This window comes from Nonomuraea sp. NPDC048901 (assembly GCF_040649695.1).
GTDB lineage: Bacteria > Actinomycetota > Actinomycetes > Streptosporangiales > Streptosporangiaceae > Nonomuraea.
Map to the genome: position 1 here is coordinate 420,896 of NZ_JBEZFW010000009.1, position 25,997 is coordinate 446,892.

Here is a 25,997-nt window from a genome sequence, read left to right on the forward strand (position 1 = left end):
CTGATGCCGTCGGAGGGGGTCAGAGGTAGGGGCGGGTGACCGTGACCAGGTCGGCGGCGGCGTCGCGGGTGCCGACGTAGACGGCCGTCTCGGGGGTGCGCTCCCGCACGTCGCGGTCGCGGATCGCGAACACGGCGGGCGCCGCCCCCACGTCGCCGTAGCGGGAGGTGACGGCGGCGTCGATCGCCCGGCGCGCGTCGGCCACCACGTCACGCGAGGTGTGCCCGGTGCCGGAGACGGCCAGGTAGCCGAGCAGCGCCGCGAACCTGGGCTCGCCCTCGGCCGCGGGCCGCTGCCGGGGCAGCACCGGGCGGTCGAGCCAGAACACCTTGCCCGCCAGGAACGCGGCGTAGCTCACGTCGTCATGGTCCAGCGTCCGTGCCGTCTCTGCCAGCAGCTCCCCGAACTCGGCCAGGTCCGCCTGCGGCGGCAGGTCCGTGGTGACGAACAGGGGCACGATCAGCGAGTCCAGCATGTGGGTATCCCTCCGTGAGGAGCCTCATCGTAGGGTGCGCCACCGACAATCCCGCGTGACGCCACAGCCGTGTCGCCAGAAGAAGACAGCAGCGGCGCCGGAGCATCGCGCCCGAAGACCGCCCCGGCAGTTACTTGCCCAGGTTCGCGGCCAGCAGGTCGAGCAGCGGCTGCCGTCGTACGCACTGCTCCAGCGCGAAGGAGTCGGCCAGCTCCACCACCTCGTCGTCGGACAACCCCCTGAACAGCTCGGCGTACTCGGGCAGCATCGCCTGCGCGATGAGGATGTGCCGGATCAGGTCGTCGGCCTGGTAACGCGCCCCCCACGGATAGGGAGCCCAGCCGGGCGCCTCGGCGTCGAGCAGCGTGTGCAGCGGCGCCAGGACGTCGGCCGACTCCTCCATGGTGGAGCCCCACCGGTCCGCGCCGAGCCGCCGCTTCTTGCCGATGAACGCCCCGAACCTGTCGAGGTACGGCCCCGCCGCGTGGACCAGCCCCTGCAGCCCGACATCCTTGTACGTCCACAGCGACCAGCCGGCCCCGTGCTCGTCGTAGATGTCGAGCTGGTCGCGCAGGATCCGGTAGCGCTGCTCGTCGATCTCGGGTTGGCCGGTGTAGACGGGCCCGAACTCACCCACCCACAGCGGCGTCCCCGTCGCGCGCTGGAACCGGGACCGCTTCTGGAAGGTCCGCTCCAGCTCGCGCCGGTCGCACCATTCGCCGCGGGTGTAGCCGGGGTACGGCCCGCCGTGCGCGAACCCGGCCAGGGCGTAGTCGTGGCAGACGAAGACCGTGTTCCCGTACACCTCGCGGAAGATCGAGAAGTCCGTGGCGTAGGTGTTGCCGTCGAGGAACAGCACGTGCCGCGGATCGGCGGCGCGCAGCGCCTTGACCAGCCGGTCGTAGAACGGCCCGATCACCTTGCCGCTCGGGTCGCCGGGCTCGTTGACCGGGTTGTACCCGGCCACCCACGGATGCTCGCGGTAGCGGTCGGCGATGGCCTCCCATAGGTGGATGGCCCGGTCCTGGAAGTGGCGATGGTTCCAAAATGCGGCGACATGGGTGGGATTGTCGGAGTGCCAGTGCTGGTTCTGCGCGCCGGGCAGGGCGTGCAGGCCGATGACGCTGTACACGCCGTACGAGCCGAGCAGGTCGACCACCCGGTCGAGGTGGCGGAAGCCGCGCTCGATGACCTCGAAGGGCCGCTGGTCGGACTCGAGATGGCGGTAGTTGACCGGGATGCGCACGCAGTTCACCCCCAGCCCGGCCAGCAGCGCCGCGTCCTGTTCGGTGAAGAACGAGGTCAGCAGCCGCTCGAAGAACAGCTCCGCCCGATCCTCGCCCAGCACCGCCTGTACGGCCTCGCGCATCGCCGTCTCGTTGGCGGGGTAGCCGGTGATGAAGTTCTCCATGTTCAGCCAGCCCCCGAGTCCCACCCCGCGTAGCCGTACCGGAGTGGAATCGGCGGTGACGAGCCGGCTTCCGGACACCTGCAGCATGTTCACCCTTTCGTGGCACCAGCGGTAAGACCACCGATCAGGTGGCGTTCGGCGATGGCGTAGAACCCGAGCGCGGGCACCATGGCCAGGACGAGATAGGCGAGGATCCGGGCGGTGTCGGTGCTGTACTGGCCCTGGAACTGCTGGATGCCCAGCGGCAGCGTCCATCCGGACTCGTCGCTGAAGACGACCAGCGGCAGCATGAAGTTGTTCCAGCTCCCGACGATCGCCAGGACGGAGACGGTGGCCAGCGCGGGCCGGGCCATCGGCAGCAGGATGCGCCAGAAGAAGCCGAAGGCCGAGCAGCCGTCGATGGTGGCCGCCTCCTCGATCTCGCCGGGGATGCTCCTGAAGAAGCCGCGCAGGATGAGGATCGTCAGCGGCAGCCCGAAGGCGGCCTGCGTCAGGATCACGCCGAGCGGGCTGTCGAGCAGGCCGAACGTACGCAGCAGCACGAAGATCGGCAGGATGGCCACCGCGAACGGGAACATCAGCCCCATCGTGAACAGCGTGAACAGCACCTCCCTGCCGCGGAAGGCGAACCTGGCGAAGACGAAGGCGGCCAGCGCCGACAGCGCGACGACGAGCACAGTCGAGGCCAGCGCGATGAACGTGCTGTTCCACAGCTGCCGCCAGAACGAGCCCTGGGTGAGCACGTCGGTGTAGTTCGCCGGGACCCACGGGTCGGGCAGGCCGAACGGGTTGACCGACAGCTGGGCGGTGCTCTTGAAGCCGCCGAGCAGCGCGTAGATCACCGGGATGAGGATGAACGCGCCGACGATCCACGCGATCACGTGCAGGGGCAGCGTCTGCCGTCTCATCGGCGGTCTCCCATCCTGGTGGTCGCGCCCTCGAGATCGCGGCGCATCACGAAGCGCTGGTAGGCCAGGGCGAAGACGAGGCTGAGGGCGAACATCACCACGCTGATCGCGCTGGCGTAGCCGACCTGGGACCGCTTGAACCCGAACTCCAGCATCGTGACGGCCATCGTCTCCGAGGAGTGCGAGGGGCCGCCCTGGGTGAGGATCCAGACCAGGTCGAACAGCTGGATCGTGTAGATGACCGACAGGAACACGCTGATCCTGATCGTCGGCCCCAGCAACGGCAGCGTGACGTGCCAGAACACCCGCCACGGCGTGCCGCCGTCGATCTGGGCGGCCTCGATCAGCTCGTCGGGGATGTTCTGCCGCCCGGCCAGGTAGATCATCATGTGGAAGCCGAAGTACTTCCACGTCATGACCAGGAAGAGCGACAGCATGACGGTGTCGGGATCGGCGAGCCAGTCGGAGTTCAGCCCGACCAGGCCCAGGATCCGGTTGGCCACTCCCGCGTCCGGCGACAGGATCAGTGAGAACAGCACGCCGGTGATCACTTCGGAGAGCACGTACGGCGCGAAGAACACCAGCCTGTACAGCGTCCGCCCGCGGATGCGCTGGTTGAGCAGCATGGCGATGCCGAGCGCGATGGGCAGCTGCACCACGACGGTCAGGACGACGAGGACCACCAGGTGCCAGACGTCGTCCCGGAAGACGTCCGTGCCGAACAGCCGGGTGAAGTTGTCCAGCCCGATGAAGTTCGTCGGCAGCCCGCCGAAGCCGTTCCACTTGAAGGCGCTGGCGTAGAAGGCGATGAGGATCGGCGCCACGACGAGCAGCAGGAACAGCACCAGCGCGGGCAGCACGAACAGCGCGATCGTCACCCAGCCGCGCTGCCGCCCCCGGGAGGGGGAGGCGGGGGCCGGGAGCGCGGGCGCCTCCGGTCCCCGGGTCAGCGTCGTCATTCGCTCTTGGCCACTTCCGTGATGGCCTCGACGACCTGCTGGGGCGTCTTGGTGCCGGCGATAAGCTGCGCCACGCTGTCGTTGACCTCCTGACCGACCGCGGGCGGGTACGCCTGGTCGAGGAAGAGCTGGAAGCCGGTGGCGGAGGCCAGCGACTGGGCCACCACCTTCAGGTTGGCGTCCTTGACCGCGCTCTCCTCGCCCTTCAGCACGGGAAGCACCCCGCCGGATTCGACGGCCTTGGTGTGATTGCCCTTCTCGGTCATGAACTTCACGAACTCCACCGCCTCCGCGGGCGCGTCAGCGCCCACCGCGATGCCACCGCCGCCGCCGAACGCCTCGGTGATCGCGCCCTTGCCGCCGTCGACCGTGGGGAAGGGGAAGAAGCCCAGGTTGTCGCCGAGTCCCTTGCCCGATGAAGCCTGCACGCTCGGCGCCCACTGGCCCATCAGCTCCATCGCGGCCTTGCCGTTGGACATGGTCGCGGCCTGGCCGTCAGGAGTGCCGTAGCCGGCCCCGAGGAAGCCCTTCTGGAACGGCTGCAGGTCGACCAGCGCCTTGAGCTGCTGGCCGGCGGCGACGAAGTCGGGCTTGGTGAAGTCGTGGTCCACTCCGGCCTGCTGCAGGGCGGGCAGCCCACCGATGCGCATGGCCAGGTAGGCCCAGTAGTAGTGGCCGGGCCACTTCTCCTTGCCGGCCAGCGCGATCGGGGTGATCCCCGCCGCCTTCAGCTTCTTGACGGCTTCCAGGAGCTGCGCCCACGTGGCGGGCGGCGCGGTGATGCCCGCCTTGGCGAAGAGCTGCTTGTTGTACCAGAAGCCGACCATCCCGATGTCGGTCGGCAGCGCGTACGTCTTGCCGTCGAACTGGTAGGCCGCCAGCGACGCCTTGGTGAAGCCGTCCACGACGGGAGCGACGTCGGTGGTGATGTCCTTGACCAGGCCCGCGTCGATCTGTTGCTTCAGGACCCCGCCGCCCCACGTGGCGAACAGGTCGGGCGCCTTGCCCGACTGCGTGAGCGTGGTGATCTTGGCCTTGTAGGCGTCGTTCTCCAGGACGGTGAGCTTCATGGTGACGTTGGGATGCGCGGCCTGGAACTCCTTGGCCCTGGTCGCCCAGATCGTCTTCATCGGCTCGGAGGTCGACAAGTGCCACCACTCGAGCGTCACCTTCGCGGCCGAGGCCGGCTTGCCGCTCCGCGCGGGCTCCGGGGTCCCGCCGCCGCCGCAGCCGGCGAGGAGTAAGGCCGTGGCGACCAGTACGAGACTGCGCCTCATAGGGGTTCCCTTCTCCGCTGCTGAAAGTTTCGTTAAACCCCCGATAATTTCATTGCCCGGAGCATAAGTAACCTGTCTGTAATGCGTCAATAGCCATCGTGGAGGCGATCCCGACTCTGGGCCGAAAGTTTCGGTTAGACTCCGGCTCATGCCAGCGAAGAGGCGGGTGACGATCGCCCTGATAGCCGAGGAGGCCGGGGTCTCGATCCCCACGGTGTCCAAGGTCATCAACGGCCGCCCCGAAGTGGCCCCGGAGACTCGCCACCGCGTCGAACGGCTGCTGCACGAGCACGGCTACCAGCGGCGCACCAGCCAGGACGACACGCCCTCGGGGCTGGTGGACCTGGTGTTCGCCGAGATCGAGTCGCCGTGGGCGATGGAGATCGTCCGCGGCGCCGAGTCCGCGGCCCGCGACGCGGGGGCGAGCGTCGTCATGTCGGTCCTGCACACCCACGCGGGTCCCGGCAGAGACTGGCTGGACCGGCTGGCCTCGCGGCGGACGGACGGCGTGGTCGTCGTGGCCTCGAAACTCTCGACCGGGGTCCAGGCGCAGCTGAGCGCCCGTTCACTGCCGTTCGTGGTGGTCGATCCTGAGGGCGAGCCGGCGCCGGGCGTGGTGTCGGTGGGCGCCACCAACTGGCACGGCGGTCTGGCCGCCACTCGCCACCTGCTGGAGCTGGGGCACCGCAGGGTCGGCATGATCAGTGGGCCGGGCGACATGCTGTGCAGCCAGGCGCGCATCGACGGCTACCGGGCGGCGCTGGAGACCGCGGGCGTCGAGGTGGACCCCACGCTGATCCGCCGAGGGACTTTCTTGGTCGACTCCGGCCACGACCAGGGCCATGCCCTGCTCTCCCTGCCCGACCCGCCGACGGCGATCTTCGCGGGCAGCGACCTCATGGCCTTCGGCGTCTTCGAGGCGGCCCGCCAGCGCGGCCTGCGCGTACCCGAAGACCTGAGCGTCGTCGGCTTCGACGATCTGCCCCTGTCGAAGTCGGCCTGGCCCCCGCTCACCACGGTCCGCCAGCCGCTGCAGGAGATGGCCGCCCTGGCGACGCGCACGGTCCTGGCGATGAAGCGCGGGGAGGCCCCGGAGAGCCGGCGGGTGGAACTGGCCACGGACCTCATCGTCCGCGAGAGCACGGCGGCACTGGTCAAGCCCGAGGCTTGAGGGGCGACCGCACCGGGCGGCTCAGGTCGCGCGGCCCCAGCACGTGTCGGCAGCGGACCGCGCTGCCGCTGTACGTCCAGGCCGCCGCGGTTCGTTCGTCCGTGGCGGCCTGGACAGCGTTGTCAGGTCGACAGCGTTGTCAGGTCGCGAGCTGGCTTCCGTAAGCCCGCGCGACGAGCTCGGCCACCGCGCTGTGCGCGCCGAGCGGCTCGGAGTGACCCGCGCGGACCGCCGTGGCGGCCTGCTCGACCACCTCCGCCGACGCCTCGTGGCCGATCAGGCAGGGAGCGATGGCCAGGCGCGTGGCGCCGGCGGCCCGCAGCCGTTCGGCCGCCACCGGCACCCCCGGATCGCTGTCGAGAGAGGCGGCGACCACGGGGAGCGTGAGCCGCGAGGCGAGCAGCACCGCGGTCGCCTGGACGGCGTGCACGGCCCGCTCGCCGCCGACCGTGCCGAGGATGATGGCGTCGACGGGGCTGGAGACGTTCAGCAGCCGGACCCGGTCGGCCCTGGCCAGGCCGCGCTCGGCCAGCCTGATGTGCAGCGCCTCGGCCAGCAGCGGGTGCGGGCCGAGGGCCTCCGTCACGACCGCGTTCGACCCGGACGCCGCGACGGCCTTGCCGATCTCGGCCAGGACGATCGGATCGTCCCAGGTCAGCAGCGGCACCACGATCGACTCGCGCCCCGAGGGGAGCGAATCGGCGAGATCGGTAACGCTGGTGAGGCGCACCTCGATCTGAGGGTTGTCGACGCGTACCACGGCCGCGATCTCCGCTGCCACGCCCGAGGTGCTGCCCGGCACCGCGAGGACGAGGACAGGGGCGTCCGGCGGCAGGGACGTGGGCACGGGACGGCGGTGTCGACCGCCGCCCGGCCGGGGGGAACGTTCACGTACAGGCAGGCTCACAGGCGCGCAGTTTATGCCTATAAAGGGACCTGTGTTCTGCGAAATGGCCGCGATTCAATCACAACGCTGGCCGTGTGACCGAGATCACATCGTGATAGCCACAAATCTTGACTTATCTGGATAAAGCGGCAAACTCAACAGCAACTAGAAACGCGTTCTAGAGCGACAGTCACGCACCGTCCCCCTAAGGACTGGTAATGAAGCCGTTCTATGTGCGCGAGTTGAGCGTGTACCCCGTCGGCCGCCGACGGGTCTGGCTCCTGGCGATAGCCGTGCTGGCGAGTCTGGTGGCCAATTTCGAGACGACGATCGCCACCATCCTGCCGTTGCTGCTGGACGACCTGAAGATGTCCCTGACGGTCTACGGGCAGATCGCCGCCGTCTCGGTGCTGGTGGGCGGGCTGTCGGCCGGGTTCGGCGGCATCCTGTCCGACCGGTGGGGCCGGGTCACGATCCTGGTGCCCACGCTGACCGTCACCGCGGCCTGCAATTTCCTGCTGGCCACCGTGGACTCGGTCGGCGAGCTGTTCGCGGTGCGCTGCCTGATGCTGTTCATCGAGGGCGCGGGCATCACGATCACCGCCTCGCTCGTCCGCGACTTCTCGCCGCGCCTGGGCCGTGCGCAGGCGTTCGCGTTCTGGACCTGGGGGCCGGTCGGCGCCTCCTTCCTCGCCTCGTTCATCGCCGGCTTCACGCTGCCGATGTTCGGCAACGCCTGGCAGTCGCAGGCGGTCATCATGGGCGTCGTCTCGCTGATCCTGTGCGGGGTCATCATCTGGCAGATCGCCGAGCCGTCGGCGGCCCTGCGGGCGCAGATCATGCGGCAGGAAGAGGCGGTGGTCTCCGAGGAGAAGATCGATCCGGGCAAGGTGAAGGAGTTGTTCCGGCATCCGCACCTCTGGGCCCACGTGCTCGGCAACACCGGCTGGCAGGTGCTCTACTGGACCTTCGCGATCTTCGGTCAGACGATCCTGGCCGACTCCTTCCGGATGGAGACCGCTGAGGCCAACCGCGTCGTCGCCTTGGGCATCCTGCTCAACGCGCTGGCCGTCATCGTGGTCGGCCGGATCTCCGACCGATTGGAGCTGCGCAAGCCGTTCACGGCCGTGGGCATCGTGCTGACGGTCGCGACGCTCGCCTACTTCATCAGCCTCATCGGCACGGGCGCCACGGTCGGCACGGTCACTCTGGTCTACGCGATCCTGTTCCTGGTCCTGGGCGTCGCCTACGTCCCTTGGATGGCGAACTTCTCCGAGGACGCCGAAGACGTCGACTCCCGGCTCCAGGGCGCGGCACTGGGTCTGTGGGGCATGGTGGTCCGGGTCATGATCGTGGCCCTGCTGGTGATCTCGCCGACGGTGGTGAAGGCCGGCGGCGGGTGGGGAACCTGGCTGTGGGTGGCGCTGGCCGGCCAGGTGGTCTTCCTGCTCTCGATCGCCGCCTTCAAGGGCTCCTGGCGCCGCCCCCGCGCCGACGAGTCACCGAAGGTCACGGCCTGACACCACCAGCCACAGGTACGGCACCGGCAACGCGAACAGCCAGAACCGGTGCGCCTCGTCCCAATGCCCGAACCCGCACGTCGGCGGCCACAGCCTGACCTCCGGCGGCAGCAGGATCGTGCCCAGCACCAGAACGAGCTGCACGACCACGGCGGCCATGGCGGCCTGCCGTCCGGCGGCGTACCGGACGGCGGTCGCCGCGGCCGCCAGCCCGATCCCCAGGCAGACACCCACCTCGATCAGCATGTCCCCGACGGGGAACAGGGTCTCCTCGGGCAGCCTCGACAGTACGTAGGCGAAGGCGCCCAGCCACACGGCGACGGCGGGGCCGCCGGCGAGCAGGCACCGCTGAGCTTGCCGCAGCCGGTGCGGCACCGGCTCCGGGCCACCGGACATGGCGTCGACCAGCGCGAAGGCGGCGGCGGAGCCCAGGAGCGTACCGGCGATCCGCAGCAGGATGAGCCCCATGGCGCTGGTGAGCGGCTGCCCGAAGTCCGCGAGCGTGACCAGCGCCGCGGTGAAGAGCGTGACCACCGCCAGCGGGGCCCAGTCGATGGCCCGGACGAGCGGCCGCAGGAGCAGGAGCGGCACAACGAGCCGCGCCGTCTTCGGCACGGTTGCCGGCGAGGTCGTCGGCGGGCTTGTCGGCGCGGCCCCAAGCGCGGGTGGAGGAGCGGGCGCGGTTCTTTGCGCGATCATCGACATGGGGTCCCTTTCGGCTTGCTGATCGGGTAGCGCTGGGGGAGTCCGAGCAGCGGAAGCGCCTGCTCGACGGTGGTGGCGGGGCGCATGAGCGTGTCCCAGTTGGTCCAGACGCGTTCCCGGGCGCCGGAGGACTGGAGCAGGAGCTTGGCGTATCCGATCTCGCTGTCCCCGTAGTCGATGAGGGAGCGTAGGGCTGTGCGCCCGTCCATGTTCAGGGTTTCCTGAGGGAGAGCGATCGCCGAGGCTTGCCCCATCAGCCAGAGGGCGACGACCATGCGGGCCTGTCCACGCGCGTCGCACGCGTTGTCGAAGTCGTCGATGATGTCGAGCGCGACGCTCTGCGCCAGCAGCTTGCGCTGGTCAGACGCGCCCCACGCCATGGGCGCGATGGCGACCCGATCTTCATTCGTGTACCACCAGTTCGAGGTGTACTGCTTCACCAAGGGAACACGAACGCGCGCGTCCGGTGGCACGGCGCGGACGATGGGCGCGACCACTCCGGCCCACAGCGGGATCCACGACGCGTAGTCCGACAAGGCGCAGTAGCGGACTCCCTCACGCCGCTCGCACCGGTAGGCGTCCCGGCCGAAGTACTTCTCCCGCACGCGCGTGTCGACGTCGTCAATGGTCAGCGTTCTTCCGGTCGGGAAGAGGGCCACGGGCCGTACCGCCGCCGCGGTGGCCCCCGCGGGCACCGCGACGGCCAGCGCGACCACGGCCGCGACGAGCGTTACCGGCCGGCGCCCGTGCCGCAGCAGCGCGGCCAGGCCCGCCAGCACGGCCAGGGCCAGGACGTAGACCAGGTGGGGGCCGGTCGGCCGGTCGGGCCAGTCCATCCAGTGCGTCTGCATCACCGGCAGCCACCAGGTGCCGGGGTTGGTGTTGAAGAAGATGAGCAACCCCAGCCCGGCCACGACCACCGGCCCCGCGATCAGCCAGCTGACCCATCGGCCCACGGCCACGCCGAGGGTGGCGGCCAGCGCGCCGACGCCGAGCGCGGTCAGCGGCTCGAACATGTCCAGCCGCCCGCCGGCGGGCCCGCTCAGCGCCCGTACCAGCAGATAGCCGCCGACGACCAGCGCCTGTCCCACCACGGCGACCACGACGGCCGCGAACAGCACCGCCCTGGTACGCACCTCGGCCCGCCCCGGCAGACCCGCGAGAAGCTCCGGCATCCGGTGCCGCCCGTCGCGGGACACGGCCAGGCTCGCCACCACGAGCAGCGCCCCGGCCAGGCAGGCGGCGATCCCGGTGGCGTGGACCGGATCGACGGTGAGGTCCGGCTGCTGGTCCCGGCTCAGGCGCAGCTGTACGGCCAGGACCAGCGCGGCCATGCCCCACACCAGTGGATGCCTGGCCATCCGGCGCAGCTCGACCCGGAACAGCTGACCGGTCATACTGCCGCTCCCCTCGGCGGACAGTCGCTCGGTCATGGCGAGGCTGTCGTCGGTGGACGACCGGCCGGTCACGCGGCCTCCCCGATCAGCAGCAGATAGCCGTCCTCCACACCTGGATCGGTGGGTTCGGCCCCGGGCGGGCGGTCGCCGAGGGTGCGGTAGCGGCCGTCGGCGGTGCGCCAGAACAGCCGCGACTCCGTCGGCGGCCGGTCCGACAACCACACCTGCCCGGCCGCGGTGGCGGCCAGCCCGCCCGGGGTTCCGTCGAAGACGACGCGGCCGCGGGCCATGGTGACCACGCGCTCGCAGAGCGCCGCGACGTCCTCCGTCTGGTGGGTGGAAAGGAGCACCGTACGACTCTCGCCGAGCCGGGAGACGAGCGCCCTGAACAGCATCCGCTGCTCCGGGTCCAGGCCCACGGTCGGCTCGTCCAGGATCAGCAGCTCCGGCTCGCCCAGCAAAGCCTGGGCCAGGGCCAGCCGCTGGCGCATGCCGCCGGACAGTTTGCGGACCTTCGTCCTGGCCTGGTCGGTGAGGTCCACCTCGGCCAGCACCCGCCGCACCTCGCTGTGGCGGTGCCGCCTGTCGGTCAGCTCCTTGAGTATCGCCACGTAGTCGACCAGGTCGAACGCGGTGAAGTGCGGGTAGTGGCCCGGGTCCTGCGGCAGGTAGCCGAGCCTGCGCCGCAGCGCGGTGCGCTGGGTCGACTGCGCGGGGTCCAGGCCGAACGCGTCGACGTGGCCGCCGTCATAGGACAGCGTGGTGGCCAGGCAGCGCAGCAGCGTGGTCTTGCCCGCGCCGTTCGGCCCGAGCAGCCCGGTCACGCCGGGCCCGACGGACAGGGTCAGCCCGTCGAGCACCTGCTTGTGGCCGTACTTCTTGGTCAGGTCACGGATGTGGAGCATCAGGCGGTCACCTTGGAGTAGAGGCGTAGGGACATCAGCAGGGCCGCGCAGCCGTACCCGATCTGCGCGGCGAGCCCGAAGGCGGCGAGCAGGTCACCGGTGGCGCCGCCGGCGGCGGCCACCCCCAGGAGCCAGAGGCCGCCCGTCGTGAGCGCGGACAGCGGCACCGGCAGCCACGACGACAGCAGGAGGCAGCAGGACGTCATAGCAAGCGACGGCAGCAGCCACGCGGCGCTCAGCCACGCGGGGGCGGGCAGCAGCGGCGACGCCGCCGCGGCCAGCACCACGGCCACGGCCAGCGTGCCGGTGGCCCTGATCAGCAGCAGGCGCGCTCCCGACAGCGGGGTCGCGGCCAGCGACTCGTGCACCGGATCCACCCGCGGCCCGTAGGCGAGGGCGATCCCGGCCAGCGGCAGTATCGGCGCGACGGCCAGGAACAGCGGCAGGAACGTGGCCGACTCTCTGGCCGCGAGCACCGCGAACGTCAGCGCCGCGACCACCGCGGCGACCCACGCCCCGTTCATCGTCGGCGTGGCGGTCAGCAGCCTGGCCACGTGCTGGGGCACACCGCACAACCCCAGCAGCCGCTCCATCGGCGACGGGCGCGGGCTGAGCACCTCGGCCTCCAGCCGCTGCCACGAGTCCCGCAGCCAGTCTTCTTCGTACGGCACCGCCGCCCGGCAGTCCGGGCAGCCGCCGAGGTGCGCGTCCACGGACATCGCCCGGGCGGGATCGAGCCCGCCTGACAGGTAGGCGTCCATGAGATCGTCGCTGATGTGCCAGCTCATGCGAGTTCCTCCCTGAGCCGAGCCCGAGCCCGCATCGCCCGGGTCTTGATGGTTCCTTCCGGGACGCCGAGCAGCCGGGACGCCTCCTTGACGGTCAGCCCGTCGAGCACGGTCGCCTGGATGACCGCGCGCAGCTCCGGCGAGAGGCGGTTGAGGGCGGCGCCGAGGTCCCCGTGCTCGACACCGAGGAGCGCGACGTCCTCGGCCGACGCGATGGCGTGCTCTTCGACGGCCCGTTCGGTGAGGGGTCGCTCATCGAGGGCCCGCCCTTCGACCGGCCCGCTGCCGAACCGGTGCGGGCCGAACCGGTGGGAGCCGCGGCCGCGCAGGGCCGAGACGAGGCGGCGCACCGCGATCGTCCACAGCCAGCCCGCCGTGTTGCCCCCGTCGAAGCGGGCCGCCGACTTCCACACCGCGAGGAAGGTGTCCTGCAGGGCGTCGTCCACCGCGTCAGGGTCGGCGCAGCGCCGGGCCAGCCGGGTTCTGAGCCAGGGGGCGTGCCGGCGGTGGAGCAGGCGCAGCGCCGTGACGCTCTCCGCAGCGATAGCGGCGATCAACTCGGCGTCCGTGCTGTCGGAGCCGACGTCCGGGGGCTCGCGCCTGCTGAGGTGGAACCGTTTCACACCTCAGCTATCGCACATGAGTGCCTGAACGGTTCTCAACCGGCCGAGAACACTCAACCGGCCGAGAACACTCAACCGGCCGAGAACACTCAACCGGCCGAGAACACTCAGCGGGTCGGGGTCACTCAGCGAGCCGGAGTCACTCAGCGAGCCGGGACCACGATGGACTGCGGGTTTCCCGGGGCGTAGACGGTGATGCCCTGGGGGAGCGACTTGAGCTTGTCGATCTCGGCGCAGGCCGGGCATTTGTCGTAGCCCTCCTGCCGGGCCTGGTTCGCGGCCGACTCGGCCTTGGCCTGGGCCACCCGGGCCTGGGCCTCGGAGACGGCGGCGTTGGCGGCCAGCGATCTGTCCACGGCCTGCTGCACCTCGGCCGGCAGCGTCACCTTGGCCAGGGTGAACCGCAGGCCGGTGAAGAACTCGCCGCCCAGCGCCTCGGGCAGATCCCGGGCCAGGGTGGCGTTGACGGCGTTCTGGACCCTGGTGATGTTCGTGTTGCTGCCCTGGGTCTTGGTGTCGCCGCCCTGGTCCTTGAGCGCGGTGTTCGCCAGCAGGGAGCACGAGGGGACGAGTTCGGCGCAGCGCATGTTGCCCAGTTGCCCGCGCAGCGCGTTGTCCACCACGGGGCGGACGGCCTGGCCGAAGAACGCCGACCAGCCGTCGTCGCCGTCCCACGCGGCCAGCGACTCGTCGTTCTGGGCGCGGTACGTGCGCGTGCCGTACTTGTCGTCGAATCTCTTCAGCGTGTCGTGGTCGAGGTTGAGCGTGAAGTACAGGGTGCCCTCGATGCCCAGGTTCACGCCGTCGCTGCTCGGCACCGTCACCACGTCCACGCCGAGCGTGGTCGCGCGCTTGGCGTCGGCGGTGATCGTGTAGAAGCGCTGCTGCGCGGGATAGGGGTGGACGGAGGACCACATGCCCGTCCAGGTCAGGCCGGAGCCCGGGTCGATGACCTGGCGTACCTGGTTGTCGTCGAACCAGCCGCCGTCGCGGACCACGGCGATCTCGCCGCCTTCGGTGCTCTCCAGACCGCCGATCGCCCCGATGACGGTGGGGATGGCGAGCAGCGCGGCGAGGACCAGGATGACCGACAGGGTGATGCGCACGGAGACCTCCCGCGCGGGCGGCGGTGGCAGCCACCGCCCGCGCATTTTCGCGGCAGACTTGCGGAGGTACGGCCGACGGTTTCCGGCCGAAGGTAGGACGCGGCGCTCAGGCTCGTCGCGGGACGTCGTCCGGGCTGGCGGGCTCAGGCTCGTTGCGCTACGTCGCCGGGGTTGGCGGCGGGGTCGGCGGTGATGTCCAGGTCGCGGGTCTCCGGCGCGATGGCCAGGCCGACGGCCGTGACGGCCAGCGCGGCCACCACGTAGAGGGAGACCGCCGTCGTGGTTCCGTACGCGGCGAACAGCTTCAGCGCGATGATCGGCGCCAGCGCGCCCCCGACGATCCCGGCGACCTGGTACCCCATGGACGCGCCGCTGTAACGGAGCCTGGTGCTGAACAGCTCGGCGATGAAGGCGGCCTGCGGGCCGTACATCGCCGCGTGGGTGATGAGCGCGACGATCGCGGCCAGGGCGATCAGCGGGAACGACTTGGTGTCGAGCAGCGGGAAGAAGACGAACACCCAGACCGCGGCGCCGATGACGCCCGCGAAGTAGACGGGCCGCCTGCCGACTCGGTCCGACAGCGCGCCGAACAGCGGGATCAGCGCCAGTTGCAGCGCCGACCCGATCAGCACCGCGTTCAGCCCCACCGAGCGCTCCAGCTTCAGCGGGCCGGTGATGTAGACCAGGATGTAGGCGGTGAAGGTGTAGAAGGCCACGTCCACGCCGATGCGCGCGGTGAACGCCGACAGCAGCGCGCGCGGGTGCGTACGCAGGACCTCCAGCAGCGGCATCTTCGCCTTGGCGCCCTGCCGGGCCAGCTCCGTGAACAGCGGCGACTCCGTGACCTTCAGCCGGACCCAGAGCCCGACGAGCACCAGCACGCCCGACAGCAGGAACGGCACCCGCCAGCCCCACGACAGGAACGCCGCATCCGAGAGCGTGAACGACAGGATCGCCAGCGTCCCGGTGGCCAGCACGTATCCGGCGGGCACGCCCACCTGCGGCCAGCTGGCGTTGAAGCCGCGACGGCGGTCGTCGCCGTGCTCCAGCGACATGATGACCGCACCGCCCCACTCGCCGCCCAGGCCCAGCCCCTGTACGAACCTGAGTGTGGCCAGCAGGACCGGCGCGAGCGCGCCGACGCTGTCGTAGCCGGGCAGCACGCCGATGAGGAACGTCGAGACGCCCATCACCAGCAGCGTCACGACCAGCACGGTCTTGCGGCCCGCGCGGTCGCCGAAGTGGCCGAACACGATCCCGCCGAGCGGCCTGGCCACGAACGCGACGGCGTTGGTCGTCAGGGCCAGCAGGGTCGCGTTGAGCGGGTCGAAGGTGGGAAAGAACAGCTTGCCGAAGACCAGCGTCGCCGCGGTCGTGTAGAGGAAGAAGTCGTACCACTCCAAAGAGGTGCCGATCAGGCTGGCGAGGATCACCCGCCGGGTCTGCCGCGTGGAGCCTGTCATCATCGCTCCTTCGATCAGGGAGTTCTTATCAACATAAGGATCGTTGAACAATTCGACAAGAGGTTTGTTGGATGATTCCCTGTTGACTGTGGATGACGCGGTGGACAGCCCCCTTTCGGATCTCGAACATGACCGGTCCAGGCTGGGCCGCAGCAGCACGGCCGAGCGGGTGGCCGACATCCTGCGCGACCGTGTCACCGAGGGCTTCTTCGAGCCAGGTCAGCGCCTGTCCGAGGAGGCCATCGCGGACGCGCTCGGCGTGTCGCGCAACACGCTGCGCGAGGCGTTCCGGCTGCTCGGCCACGAAGGGCTGCTGGACCACCGGCTCAACAGGGGCGTGTTCGTGCGGATCCTGTCGGCCGAGGACGTCGCGGACCTCTACCGCGTACGCCGGGTGATCGAGGGCGCGGCCGTCCGGCGCCGCCCGAGCGGCCAGGAGCTGGCCGTGATCAGGGAGGCCGTGGCCGACGCCGAGCGGGCCGCCGCCGACGACGACTGGCGCGGCGTGGGCACCGCCAACATCCGCTTCCACCAGGCGCTGGTGACGCTCAACCAGAGCCCCCGGCTCGACGAGGCCATGCGCCAGCTCCTGGCCGAGCTGCGGCTCGTCTTCCACGTCATGAAGAACCCGCGCGCCTTCCACGAGCCGTTCGTCACCCGCAACCGCAAGCTCCTCGAGCTCCTCGAAGCCGACCGGCCGGACGAGGCCGCCGCCTTCCTCGACGCCTACCTCGACGACGCCGAGCAACTGCTCGTGCGCGCCTACGAGCCGAACCGGTGACGATGATGCGCGCCTACGAGCCCACCCGATAGCGTTCGCACATGGCCAGGACGTTCACCCTCGACGAGGCGCGCTCGCTCATGCCGTCGATCATCGACGACGCCGGCGTGCTGATCGCCGCCCGCGCCGACCTGGCCGAGATCGCCTTCGACCGCGAGAGCGCCGGCGGGTCCGCGCTGGGCGGCATCCCCGAGATGAAGGCGATCGAGGCGCGCATCGAGGAGGTCCTCAGCACCTGGACCGGGCAGGGCATCGAGGTGAAGGGGATCGCGCCGGTCCTCATCGACTTTCCCGCCGTGCTCGACGGGGTGTCCGTACGCCTGTGCTGGATCGAGGGCGAGACCGAGCTGACCTGGTATCACCGCACGGAACTGGGCTTCGCGGGCCGCCGCCCGCTGCGCTGACCACCTGTCCGGGCGGGCACATGAATGTGTCTCACCTGTGATCAACCCGTTTCACTCCGCCGGTATCTAACCGGACGAGTGAAGGGAACACCACCATGAGGCACACCTCAGCGGCCGCCGCGCTCCTCGCGTCGGCGGTCATCGGCGGGCTGGGGATCACTCCCCCCGCCGCGTACGCCCAAGCAGGCCCTTCCCAGGTCCGGGCGGCCTGGATCAAGACCTGCACCGACAAGAAGAACGAGACCACCTACCCCTGCGGCCACTGGCGGCTGATCACGCGTGACGGCGGGAAGCTCACCGTCAAGGACGCCGCCGCCACCGAGATCGACGGCAAGGGCAGGAAGCTCGACGACGCCGGCCTGTTCGCCATCAGCGGCGACGGCCGTGTGATCGCCTACGAGCGGGCCGGCGACCACCGCATCGTCGTACGGCAGGCGGCGGGCGGACCGGTCAAGGTGCTGGCCGCGTCCCTGGTGCCCAAGCGGTACGGGACGAGCCCGCTCAGCCTGTACCTGTCGCCCCAGGGGGACAAGCTGCTGGTCGACTCCACCGATGAGAAGGAGCGCGTCCCGTCCAAGGTGGTCACGATCGCCACCGGCAAGATCGTCGAGCTGCCCGCCAAGGACTCGATGAACGGCTTCAGCGCTGACGGGGGCGAGGTGCTGGCCCAGCGCTTCAATCGCGACAACACCCTCACGCTGATCGCGTACCGGGCCGACGGCACCTCAGTCAGGCGCACGCCGTCGCAGGTCGTGGCGAACTCCGCCATGACCGCGCTGGCCGCGGACGGCAAGACCGTAGCGGTGATCATCTCCGGGGACGAGGAAGCCAAGAAGGCCCCTCGGCTGCGGATCTACGACCTGGAGACCGGGGACCTCTCCGCGGGCGTGGATCTGGCGCTGAAGCCGGCGCAGACGCCGTACCTCGCCCAGTGGAGCGCGGACGGGCGGCTCACGGTGCTCGTGCAGACAGGTGACGAAGGCTCGACGGCGGTGGTACGGGAGTTCACCGTCGACACGGAGACCGGCGCCGCCACGCAGACGGACAAGTACTCGATCAGCAAGACCAGGTACGCCTTCAGAGTGGCGGGGGAGTGACGACCATGAAGATCAGGATCGCCGTGGCGATCGCGGCAGGGCTGGCCGCCCTGGTGACCGCGCCTCAGGCTGCCCAGGCCACGCCACATGACCACCACGACGGCATCCGCTACGCCTCGGTCAAGGGCTGCACGGTCAAGGGCGAGCAGCGGCCGTGCGGCGAGTGGCGGCTGGTGATGCACAGCGGGGAGAAGGGCTCCCTGCCCGACGCCGAGACCATCGCCCGCGAGGCGAACGGCAAGTCGTCGCACACCCAGGTCGCGCCCATCGCCGTCAGCGGTAACGGCCGGCGCGTCGCGTACTTCACCAAGTCCGGGCGGCTGGCCGTACGGACCATGGGGGGCGGGGTGAAGGTCTTCGCCAAGGACGCGCTGCCGCGCGTGGCCCAGTACGACGTGACGTTCCAGCTCTCCGACGACGGCGGCCGGCTCGCGGCCGTCTTCGCCACCGACAAGGCAGTGAAGACGCGGATCTTCGACACGGCCACCGGCACCCTGCTCGGCTCGACGCCCGGCCGGCAGACGCTGCTCGGCTTCAGCGCCGACGGCGGCGAACTGCTAACCGAGGTCTCCGCCGACGAGTCCGTCACGGACCTGATCGCCTACAGCGAGTCCGGCGAGCAGCTGTACCGGGCCACGCCGCCGCAGATCGTCGCCTCGAACTCCCCGTCGGCCCTCGCGGCCGACGGCCGGACCACCGCGAACGTCGTCATGGGCGGCGCCAAGTCCCAGCTCGTCCTGTACGACATGCAGAGCGACCAGGTCATCGCCAAGCGGAAGGTCAAGCTGCCGGCCGGCGACCTCCACATGATCGACTGGACCGGCGAGCGGCAGGTGACGCTGCACCTCGTGCAGTACCCCGACGGCAAGGCGAACAAGATGACGATCGTCCAGATCGACACCGAAACCGGGGCCGTCAAGGTCCGGGACCACTACTCGCTCCTGAAGGACAGCTACGTCTTCGCGGCCTGCGGCGGCTGAGCTCTCGTCAGGTTCGACGCGGCACGGCGGGGCTGGGGGAGCCCCGCCGTTTCCGTGTCCGCGGGCATACGCTGCTGGCGTGGCGGTTCACTCGACCAAAGCGATGGCGGCCCGGGCCGTGGCCCTGTGCGTCGCGCTGCTGCACGAGGAGCCGTCGGCGGAGTCCGTCGCGCGGGTGCTGCGCGACCACGGCGAAACCGGCGACCTGGACCTGGGCGAGGCCGACCTGGCGGCGATGCGGGCCGCGGCGGAGCGGCTGGTCGCCGTCTTCGCCGCCGCCGGTCCCGACCTGGCGGCCGCCCGGCTGAACGATCTTCTGGCGACGGCCGCGCGGGCGCCCCGCCTGACGAACCACGCGGGCACGACTCCGTGGCACCTGCACGTGGACGGCGACGACTACGCGCCGTGGGGGGAGTGGTTCCTGGCCTCCTCGGCCCTGGCGCTGGCCGTCCTGCTGGCCGATCACCAGCGAATGCCGGGCGGGCTGTGCGCCTCGGCCACCTGCCGCCGGCCGTACCTGGACCTGGGAGGCGGCAGCCCGAGGCGCTACTGCAGCACCCGCTGCGCCACCCGCGAACGCGTCGCCGCTCACCGCGGCCGCACCTGACCGTCTCGGCGGCAACCGGCACGGCAGCAAACGGCACAAACGGGCAGTGAGGTAACAGGCGTGACGGGCGGGGATACCCGATACTGGACCCGTGGGGATCGGCGGCCTGCGTGGCCGCCCCGGTCTGTACGGGCTGCGTGCCGTACAGACCGGGCGGGTGGGACGACGAGCCGCGCGCCCGGCCGTGATGGCCGGGCGCAGCCGGTCTGCGGACCTAATCGAATGAATGTTTGAACGATCGCCTACACTTGATGCCATGACGGCTGTTTTCCAAGCTTCTCTGCTGGGAGCCGACGAGCTCGTCGGCTCGGCGATCCGCCGGACGCGTCTGGAGCGCGGGGCGTGGATCGACTTCGGGCCCGGCTGGCTGGCGGAGGCCGACGCGCTGTTCTCCCGGCTGTGCGAGGTGGTGCCGTGGCGGGCCGAACGGCGCCGGATGTACGACAAAGTAGTCGACGTGCCGCGGCTGCTCGCCTTCTACGACGAGGACGAGCCGCTGCCCGACGCGGCGCTCGACGACGCCCTGCGCGCGCTCAACGAGCGCTACGCCGAGGAGCTCGGGGAGCCGTTCCGCACGGCCGGGCTCTGCTTCTACCGCGACGGGCGCGACAGCGTGGCCTGGCACGGCGACACTCTGGGCAGGGGCGGCACCGAGGACACCATGGTCGCGATCATCTCGGTCGGCGCCCCGCGCCCGCTGCTGCTGCGCCCCCGGGGCGGCGGCGCCTCGATCCGTCACGACCTGGGGCACGGCGACCTCATCGTGATGGGCGGCAGTTGCCAGCGCACGTGGGAGCACGCGATCCCCAAGACCACCCGTCCCACCGGGCCGCGCATCAGCATCCAGTTCCGGCCGCGCGGCGTGCGCTGAGAGCAGGGATGGCGCCAGGCACTACTTCTCCGGCCGCAGCACCGAATACAACAGCTGGTCGTGCCAGCTTCCGCCGCGCCACTGGGCCCGGCGGATCACGCCTTCTCGTTCAAATCCGGCATTGGCCAGCGCGCCCTGCTCTGCGAGGTTGGTGACGTCGGTAATGGCCTCGATCCGCTCTGCCCGGGTGTGGTCGAACAGGTACGTCACCAGCTCGCGGTGCGCCCGGCTGCCCACACCCTTGCCGCGGTGGCGCGGGAAGATCACGATGGACAGCGACCAGCACCAGGAGGTGTGCCGCGGACCCCAGATCCGCTGGAACCAGTGCATCCACCCGGCCACCTCGCCACGGGCGTCAATGGTGAAATAGCCGCCCTCGGCGCTCAGCAGCCCGGTCGCCGCGAACTCCTCGCGCATCGCGTGCAGGGTGCGATGGCCGAACCACTGCAGCTCGCCGGTCCCCTTCGGGCTGCCCAGATTCTCCTCGAACACATCCAGGTCCGCCGCACGGACCGGGCGCAGGCTCACGTTCACTCGGGTTCCCTTCCTCAGCTGCACAGAGCCGTACAGGATAGGGCAGCGCGCCGCCGAGTGATCACGGAGGGTGGCCTTAGGACAGCAGCGAGCGCTAGAAAGTCCTGGATCTCCGCAGTGCGGGAGGCCGCCCGTCGGGATCGACCGCCAGGCGGTAGAGCGGCGTGGCGAGCAGCCCGCGCACCCGGGGCAGCTCGGGATAGGAATGCGGCCGCAGCCGCCCCGGCGGTCGCGGCCCCTTACGGCCGCCGGCGTGCCAGGCTTCGAGCCGCGCCGCCGCGTCGGCGAAGGCGTCGAACGCGGCCGCGGGATCGCACAGCTCGTCGCGAGCCGCATCGTCCTCGGGCAGGTCCAGGTGCTCGCCCATCAGCGCCAGGCGCAGCTCGCGGGCGAACCGCCGGGCGCCGGGCGGCTCGCGCGGATCCTCCTGCTCATCGAGTACGGCACAGCTCAGCTCCGAGTCGTAGCTCCAGGAGCGCAGGTTGACGTTGTCGGACCCGACCGAGGCCCACACGTCGTCGACCACGCAGACCTTGGCGTGCACGTAGACGGGGGTGCCCTCATGGTTCTCCAGGTCGTACAGGGCGACCCGGTCGCCGCCCGCCCGCAGCAGCCGGTTCAGCGCGTGGACCCTGCCGATCAGGCTCGCGGGCCCGGCCAGCCAGCCGTCCTGGTCGGGGTGGCGGGGCACCACGATGACCATCCGCAGATCGGGCTCGCGCTCCAGCGCCTCGGCGAACGGCTCGATCACGTCCGTGGACCACAGATACTGATCTTCCAGGTAGACCAGCGAACGGGCCCGGCCGAGCACCTTCTGGTAGGCGTGCGCCACGCTCCGCTCGCCCTCCGGCGCGAACGGGTAACTGCTACGCCTGGCGGGATAGGTGCGCAGGAGCTGTACGGTGTGCGTGCCCGCAGGAGGCGGCGGCGGCCCCGGCTCGGGCAGCGGAGGAACGTCGTCCATCCTGGCGAGATGGTCGCGCAGCCGCCTGATCGGATCCCTGGTCTCCGGCGCGGGATCCTCCCACCGCTCGCAGAACACCTTCTCCACCTCCGCCACCGCGGGGCCGTGGATGGCGACCTGGACGTCGTGCCACGGGGGCCGCCGGCCGTACTCGCCGGGCATCGGGCACGCCTGCGGATCGCCGAGGTGGTCGGCGTCGTCCCGGCGGCTGTGACACAGGTCGATGCCGCCGAGGAAGGCCACGTCGGCGACCGGATCGCCGTCATGACGCAGGATGACGAACTTCTGGTGGTGCGAGCCGCCCGGCTTGGTCCGCGTGTCGAGGACGGCCTGCCCGCCCGCGGCCTCGATCGCCTCGCCCAGGTGCCGGTTCTCGGCCGAGCTGAAGCGTAACCGGTCCAGGTGCGAACGCCAGATGAGCCCTCTGACCAGCGCGCCTTTGTGCGCGGCGGCGGCCATCGCGTCGCCCACGGAGGGCCCGTTCTCGGCGAGCCGCTCGTCGGGATCGCCGCGCCAGTCGGCGAACAGGAGTAAGTCGTCCTCGCGCAGCGCCTCGACGCAGGTCTTCAGCTCGGCGAAGTAGGTCGCGCCGTGGATCAGCGGGCGTACGTCGTTACCCGTCGACCAGGCGTCGAGCTTGGTCGCCGGATTGCCTCTTTCCTGGTCCGTGAGGAACCAGTCCTGGATCCGCATTCGCAGTCGGCTACCCGGGCGGCGGGCCTCCATGCGTGGCCCCGGCGGTTTCGAACAGCAGGTGCTCCCCACCGGGACGGCAGACGAGCTGCAGCCCGACCGGCAGGCCGCGCACCGTTCCGGCCGGGACACTCAGCGCCGGAAAACCGACCACGTTCCACATGCTCGTCAGGGCGAGCAGCGCGGCTCGCACGGCGACGGCCCCGCCGGCCAGCTCGGTCGCCCGCTGACCGAGAAACGGCGCGGTGAGCGGTACGGTCGGCAGCGCGAGCACGTCATGCCGCTCGAACAGCGCGCCGACGCTCTCGGCGAGTCGTGGGCGGGCCCGCATGGCCCGTACGTACCGCCAGCCCGGCATCTCGGCGGCGCCGCGCAGGCGTTCGAGCAGCTCGGGGTCGAACAGCTCGGGCGCCTCGGCCAGCCGGTCGGCGTGTACGGCCGCCGCCTCGCTGCTCTGAATGGCGGTGAAGGTCTCGCGCAGCTCGTCCACCTCCTTGGATGGGAACGCGAGCTCCTCCAGCGGTCCGGTGCCCGCCTCCACGGCCCGGCGTACCGTACGGGCCACCTGCGGGTCGCAGGCGAACACGCCGGCGGGATCAAGCCAGGCGACCCGTGCCGGCCAGCCGTCCCCCTTCTGGACACCGGCGGGGACGAGGGACCGGTAGGCGATCAGGCAGTCCCGCTCGTGGCCCGCGAGAAGCCCGACGGTGTCGAAGGTCTGCGCCAGGGGAAAGACACCGTCGACCGGGATCGCCCCGTACGCGGGCTTGAAACCGGCGACCCCGCATAATGCCGCCGGAATGCGGACCGAACCACCGGTGTCGGTGCCGAGGGCCACCGGCACCATGCCCGCCGCCACGGCGACCGCGCTGCCGCCGCTGGAGCCGCCCGACATGCGCGCGGGTTCCCACGGATTGCGCGACGGGCCGGCGGCGGAACGATCGCCCGTGGGGCCGTACGCGAACTCGTGGGTGTTCGTCTTGCCGATGACGACGGCACCGGCCTGGCGCAGGCGGGTCACGCAGGCGGCGTCGGCGACCGCGACGTGACCGGCGAAGTGCCGCGAGCCCATGGTCGCGGGCAGCCCGGCGACCATGATGAGGTCCTTCACACCGACCGGCACGCCATGCAGCGCCCCCCGGTCGACGCCCCCGGCCAGCTCCTCGTCCGCCTGCCGCGCCGCGGTCCGCGCCCCGGCGGCGTCCACGGTGATGAACGCGTTGAGCAGCGGGTCGAGCTCGGCGATGGCGTCGAGCGCCAGCTGGGCGAGCGCCGTCGAGGTGGTCCGGCCGTCGCGCAGGTCGCGTGCGAGGCCGTCGATCGTACGTCCGGTGAAGGGGCCAGAGGGTGTCGGCATAGGGCTTAACCGTAGAGGCCGGCCGGTCGCCGCGAGGACCTCCTCGCCGACCCGCGCGAGCACATCACGGTGGCCCGCGCCGAGCCGGACCCCCGACCCAGGCCGGGATCCGCACGATCCTCGACCGGCCCGGTTTCCACACCCTCTCGATGACACCGACGTGGGGCGGCCGACGGGACTTGAACCCGCTTTCACCAAGATCACAACTTGGTCCCTCGTTCGCTTCGGGATCGGCCGCAGTGCCTTCGGCCGGATTCGAACCGGCGTCCTCCTGCTCCGCAAGCAGGCGCGCTCTCCACTGCGCCACGAAGGCCCGGTAGCGGGTGCGGGGATCGAACCCGCCTGCAGCGGTTTATGAAACCGCCGGGCACACCAGCACCCTCACCCGCCATCGGGAACTAAAAAACCGCCCAGACCGTGTGGTCCTGGGCGGCGGCTCGCTGACTGTGACGTCAGTGACGAAGACCCCAGGGCATACGGCCATGGCGGACCATATGACCGTGGCGCATCGCGTCGCTGCTGAGGTTCTTCATGTCGAGAAGCATGCCGGACGGATCATCGCCGGGCAACGCATTTATTCACTGAGCCGGTGCGTCGGCCCACGCCGGCAACGGCTCGCAGGCGCAGCGGCCGCTCGCTGGACCTCAGACGCGCAGCAAGCGCAGGCAGAGCCGCTTGAGTTCACGGCACGTTGACCCGCCTTCACGGAGCATCGACCTGCTTCACGGCACCCTCTCCGGCGGGGTCGGCTGCAGGTACACCGCCGACGCGATCGAGACCTGCTCCCTGATCCGCCGCTCCGTCTCCGCCAGCGCCTGCGCGGCCCCGTCCACGTCGCCCGACGAGTGCATCGTCACCCGGGCGGCGATCAGCAGGTCCTCCGGCCCCAGGTGCAGGGTCCGTACCTGGGCGAACGCCTGGATGGACGGGTCGCCGTCCAAAACCTTCTCGATGGCGTCCTGAACGGCGGGTGTGGCCGCCTCGCCGATGATCATGCTCTTGGTCTCCCTGGCCAGCGTCACCGCCACCGCGACCAGCAGCAGCCCGATGGCGATCGAGCCGAGACCGTCGAAGGCGGAGTTCCCGGTGAGCACCGTCAGCCCGACGCCGACGAGCGCGAACACCAGCCCGGCCAGCGCCGCCGTGTCCTCCAGCAGCACCACCGGCAGCTCGGGCGCCTTCGCGTCGCGGATGAACCCGGCCCACGACCGGCCGTCACGCACCCGGTTGGAGTTGCGTACGGCGGTCCGCAGCGAGAGCGCCTCCATGACGATCGCCACCACCAGAACCCCGACCGCCCACGGCCAGCTCTCCAGCGGATGCGGGTGGGTGATCTTCTCGTACCCCTCGTACAGGGCGAACAGCCCGCCCCCGAAGAACAGCACGAGCGACACCAGGAAGCCGTAGAAGTAGCGCTCGCGCCCGTAGCCGAAGGGGTGGTCGGCGCTCGGCTCCCGCTTGGCCCGCCGCCGGCCGAGCATGAGCAGGCCCTGGTTACCCGTGTCGGCGATGGAATGGATGCCCTCGGCGAGCATCGCCGAGGAGCCGGTGAAGAAGAAGGCCACGAACTTGGTGGCCGCGACTCCCACGTTGGCGGCCAGCGCCGCGAGAGTCGCCTGATGTGATCCGTCGCCGCTCATGCGGCCCCCTCTACCCAGGTGGCGGCAATCTTGACATTCCGCGGTCCACGACCCTGCGGCTGCTGGCGGACAATCTGCACGAAACCTCGACGATCACCCGCAGGATTTGTCCACAATCCGTTCGTACCCCAGCGCTTCCAGATCGGCGAGAGCGGCGACGGCGCCGCGCTGGTCGGCAAAGCGGACAAAGCCGGGGATGACACCGCTCTGATCGGCGAAGCGGACAAAGCCGAGGACGACACATATAGCGCGGCAGTCCGCCTCTTCGTCGCGGAAGAGCAGAACCACGCCCGCCTGCTAGCTCACCCGCCGTGCTGACGGGCTGCTGGTGGGGCCTGATGCTCGGCACGGTGACCGTGGTCGCCGTCGATCACGGTCTGGCGCTGCGCTGCCTGGGCCTGACTCGGACGCGTTTCGTCCGCGACGTGCTCACCTTGTTCGCGCGAGCCGTCTCGGCGTCCGTACGGTGAGCGCG

General features: G+C 70.5%; 27 protein-coding genes and 3 tRNA genes. 9 read left to right on the top strand and 21 right to left on the bottom strand.

All coding sequences use genetic code 11. From position 1 onward, the window contains the following. Positions 1–19 precede the first annotated feature (19 nt). The 5 genes from AB0C30_RS31580 to AB0C30_RS31600 all read right to left on the bottom strand — a co-directional run bounded on the left by AB0C30_RS31580 (position 20) and on the right by AB0C30_RS31600 (position 5,030). Positions 20–475 carry a hypothetical protein gene (locus AB0C30_RS31580; protein WP_357951510.1) on the bottom strand — a complete coding sequence of 152 codons (456 nt, stop codon included), beginning with the start codon at positions 473–475 and terminating at the stop codon, positions 20–22. A 130-nt stretch (positions 476–605) separates the two neighbouring features. Then, complete coding sequence (locus tag AB0C30_RS31585) at positions 606–1,973, bottom strand: cellulase family glycosylhydrolase (RefSeq protein WP_357951511.1); 1,368 nt, start codon at positions 1,971–1,973, stop codon at positions 606–608. A 2-nt stretch (positions 1,974–1,975) separates the two neighbouring features. Next, positions 1,976–2,794, bottom strand: coding sequence for a carbohydrate ABC transporter permease (locus AB0C30_RS31590; RefSeq protein ID WP_357951513.1), 819 nt, complete (start codon positions 2,792–2,794; stop codon positions 1,976–1,978). Beyond that, positions 2,791–3,753 carry a sugar ABC transporter permease gene (locus AB0C30_RS31595; RefSeq protein ID WP_357951514.1) on the bottom strand — a complete coding sequence of 321 codons (963 nt, stop codon included), beginning with the start codon at positions 3,751–3,753 and terminating at the stop codon, positions 2,791–2,793. Before AB0C30_RS31595 ends, AB0C30_RS31590 begins: the two co-directional genes overlap by 4 nt. Then, entirely contained in the window at positions 3,750–5,030 is a 1,281-nt protein-coding gene (locus AB0C30_RS31600) for an extracellular solute-binding protein (RefSeq protein WP_357951515.1), read from the bottom strand. Before AB0C30_RS31600 ends, AB0C30_RS31595 begins: the two co-directional genes overlap by 4 nt. A gap of 148 nt (positions 5,031–5,178) precedes the next feature. On the opposite strand from AB0C30_RS31600, the gene AB0C30_RS31605 reads away from it, so the two are divergent. After that, on the top strand, positions 5,179–6,201 hold the full coding sequence (locus AB0C30_RS31605; protein WP_357951517.1) for a LacI family DNA-binding transcriptional regulator: 1,023 nt from the start codon (positions 5,179–5,181) through the stop codon (positions 6,199–6,201). Positions 6,202–6,340: 139 nt separating this feature from the next. On the opposite strand, the gene AB0C30_RS31610 is transcribed toward AB0C30_RS31605, so the two are convergent. Further along, complete coding sequence (locus AB0C30_RS31610; protein ID WP_357951519.1) at positions 6,341–7,048, bottom strand: hypothetical protein; 708 nt, start codon at positions 7,046–7,048, stop codon at positions 6,341–6,343. 257 nt (positions 7,049–7,305) lie between these two features. On the opposite strand from AB0C30_RS31610, the gene AB0C30_RS31615 reads away from it, so the two are divergent. Then, positions 7,306–8,607: an MFS transporter gene (locus AB0C30_RS31615; protein WP_357951521.1), complete on the top strand. Its 1,302-nt coding sequence runs from the start codon at positions 7,306–7,308 to the stop codon at positions 8,605–8,607. Here the strand turns inward: AB0C30_RS31615 and AB0C30_RS31620 are convergent. The 7 genes from AB0C30_RS31620 to AB0C30_RS31650 all read right to left on the bottom strand — a co-directional run bounded on the left by AB0C30_RS31620 (position 8,587) and on the right by AB0C30_RS31650 (position 15,597). Continuing rightward, a complete protein-coding gene (locus AB0C30_RS31620; RefSeq protein ID WP_357951522.1) occupies positions 8,587–9,222 on the bottom strand; it encodes a hypothetical protein in 636 nt (211 codons plus the stop codon). The genes AB0C30_RS31615 and AB0C30_RS31620 overlap by 21 nt on opposite strands. An 80-nt stretch (positions 9,223–9,302) precedes the next feature. Continuing rightward, entirely contained in the window at positions 9,303–10,781 is a 1,479-nt protein-coding gene (locus AB0C30_RS31625; RefSeq protein ID WP_357951524.1) for a hypothetical protein, read from the bottom strand. Continuing rightward, on the bottom strand, positions 10,778–11,614 hold the full coding sequence (locus AB0C30_RS31630; protein ID WP_357951526.1) for an ATP-binding cassette domain-containing protein: 837 nt from the start codon (positions 11,612–11,614) through the stop codon (positions 10,778–10,780). Before AB0C30_RS31630 ends, AB0C30_RS31625 begins: the two co-directional genes overlap by 4 nt. After that, a complete protein-coding gene (locus AB0C30_RS31635; RefSeq protein ID WP_357951528.1) occupies positions 11,614–12,402 on the bottom strand; it encodes a zf-HC2 domain-containing protein in 789 nt (262 codons plus the stop codon). The genes AB0C30_RS31630 and AB0C30_RS31635 overlap by 1 nt, the downstream gene beginning before the upstream one ends. Beyond that, a complete protein-coding gene (locus AB0C30_RS31640) occupies positions 12,399–13,025 on the bottom strand; it encodes an RNA polymerase sigma factor (protein WP_357951529.1) in 627 nt (208 codons plus the stop codon). The genes AB0C30_RS31635 and AB0C30_RS31640 overlap by 4 nt, the downstream gene beginning before the upstream one ends. Before the next feature lie 143 nt (positions 13,026–13,168). Continuing rightward, complete coding sequence (locus AB0C30_RS31645; RefSeq protein ID WP_357951530.1) at positions 13,169–14,131, bottom strand: SPFH domain-containing protein; 963 nt, start codon at positions 14,129–14,131, stop codon at positions 13,169–13,171. Between the two features lie 143 nt (positions 14,132–14,274). Further along, positions 14,275–15,597 (bottom strand): MFS transporter, encoded by a 1,323-nt coding sequence (locus AB0C30_RS31650; RefSeq protein WP_357951531.1) that lies wholly within the window; start codon positions 15,595–15,597, stop codon positions 14,275–14,277. 85 nt (positions 15,598–15,682) lie between these two features. On the opposite strand from AB0C30_RS31650, the gene AB0C30_RS31655 reads away from it, so the two are divergent. The 6 genes from AB0C30_RS31655 to AB0C30_RS31680 all read left to right on the top strand — a co-directional run bounded on the left by AB0C30_RS31655 (position 15,683) and on the right by AB0C30_RS31680 (position 20,334). Further along, the gene (locus AB0C30_RS31655; RefSeq protein ID WP_357951614.1) at positions 15,683–16,375 is read left to right on the top strand and encodes a GntR family transcriptional regulator; all 693 of its coding nucleotides are present in this window, start codon (positions 15,683–15,685) and stop codon (positions 16,373–16,375) included. A 41-nt stretch (positions 16,376–16,416) separates the two neighbouring features. After that, entirely contained in the window at positions 16,417–16,779 is a 363-nt protein-coding gene (locus AB0C30_RS31660; RefSeq protein WP_357951533.1) for a DUF2203 domain-containing protein, read from the top strand. A gap of 95 nt (positions 16,780–16,874) precedes the next feature. Continuing rightward, positions 16,875–17,876, top strand: a complete 1,002-nt coding sequence (locus tag AB0C30_RS31665; RefSeq protein ID WP_357951535.1) for a hypothetical protein — start codon at positions 16,875–16,877, stop codon at positions 17,874–17,876. A 5-nt stretch (positions 17,877–17,881) separates the two neighbouring features. After that, positions 17,882–18,856, top strand: coding sequence for a hypothetical protein (locus tag AB0C30_RS31670; RefSeq protein ID WP_357951537.1), 975 nt, complete (start codon positions 17,882–17,884; stop codon positions 18,854–18,856). A 79-nt stretch (positions 18,857–18,935) separates the two neighbouring features. Further along, on the top strand, positions 18,936–19,463 hold the full coding sequence (locus AB0C30_RS31675; RefSeq protein WP_357951538.1) for a CGNR zinc finger domain-containing protein: 528 nt from the start codon (positions 18,936–18,938) through the stop codon (positions 19,461–19,463). 256 nt (positions 19,464–19,719) lie between these two features. Further along, positions 19,720–20,334, top strand: coding sequence for an alpha-ketoglutarate-dependent dioxygenase AlkB (locus AB0C30_RS31680; RefSeq protein WP_357951540.1), 615 nt, complete (start codon positions 19,720–19,722; stop codon positions 20,332–20,334). 21 nt (positions 20,335–20,355) lie between these two features. Here AB0C30_RS31680 and AB0C30_RS31685 read toward each other — a convergent pair whose 3' ends face one another. From AB0C30_RS31685 to AB0C30_RS31720, 8 genes are all read right to left on the bottom strand, one after another. Then, complete coding sequence (locus AB0C30_RS31685; protein ID WP_357951542.1) at positions 20,356–20,868, bottom strand: GNAT family protein; 513 nt, start codon at positions 20,866–20,868, stop codon at positions 20,356–20,358. Between the two features lie 94 nt (positions 20,869–20,962). After that, on the bottom strand, positions 20,963–22,525 hold the full coding sequence (locus tag AB0C30_RS31690; protein WP_357951544.1) for a phospholipase D family protein: 1,563 nt from the start codon (positions 22,523–22,525) through the stop codon (positions 20,963–20,965). A gap of 10 nt (positions 22,526–22,535) precedes the next feature. After that, a complete protein-coding gene (locus tag AB0C30_RS31695; protein WP_357951546.1) occupies positions 22,536–23,882 on the bottom strand; it encodes an amidase in 1,347 nt (448 codons plus the stop codon). A 161-nt stretch (positions 23,883–24,043) separates the two neighbouring features. Beyond that, positions 24,044–24,120, bottom strand: a tRNA-His gene (locus AB0C30_RS31700). Positions 24,121–24,122: 2 nt separating this feature from the next. Further along, positions 24,123–24,195: transfer RNA gene (locus AB0C30_RS31705), tRNA-Arg, on the bottom strand. Between the two features lie 4 nt (positions 24,196–24,199). Continuing rightward, positions 24,200–24,272: transfer RNA gene (locus AB0C30_RS31710), tRNA-Met, on the bottom strand. 332 nt (positions 24,273–24,604) lie between these two features. Beyond that, positions 24,605–25,522, bottom strand: coding sequence for a cation diffusion facilitator family transporter (locus AB0C30_RS31715; RefSeq protein WP_357951548.1), 918 nt, complete (start codon positions 25,520–25,522; stop codon positions 24,605–24,607). A 93-nt stretch (positions 25,523–25,615) separates the two neighbouring features. Continuing rightward, the gene (locus tag AB0C30_RS31720) at positions 25,616–25,810 is read right to left on the bottom strand and encodes a hypothetical protein (RefSeq protein WP_357951550.1); all 195 of its coding nucleotides are present in this window, start codon (positions 25,808–25,810) and stop codon (positions 25,616–25,618) included. Positions 25,811–25,833: 23 nt separating this feature from the next. Between AB0C30_RS31720 and AB0C30_RS31725 the strand changes: the two genes are divergently transcribed. Further along, positions 25,834–25,992, top strand: coding sequence for a hypothetical protein (locus tag AB0C30_RS31725; protein ID WP_357951552.1), 159 nt, complete (start codon positions 25,834–25,836; stop codon positions 25,990–25,992). Positions 25,993–25,997 lie beyond the last annotated feature (5 nt).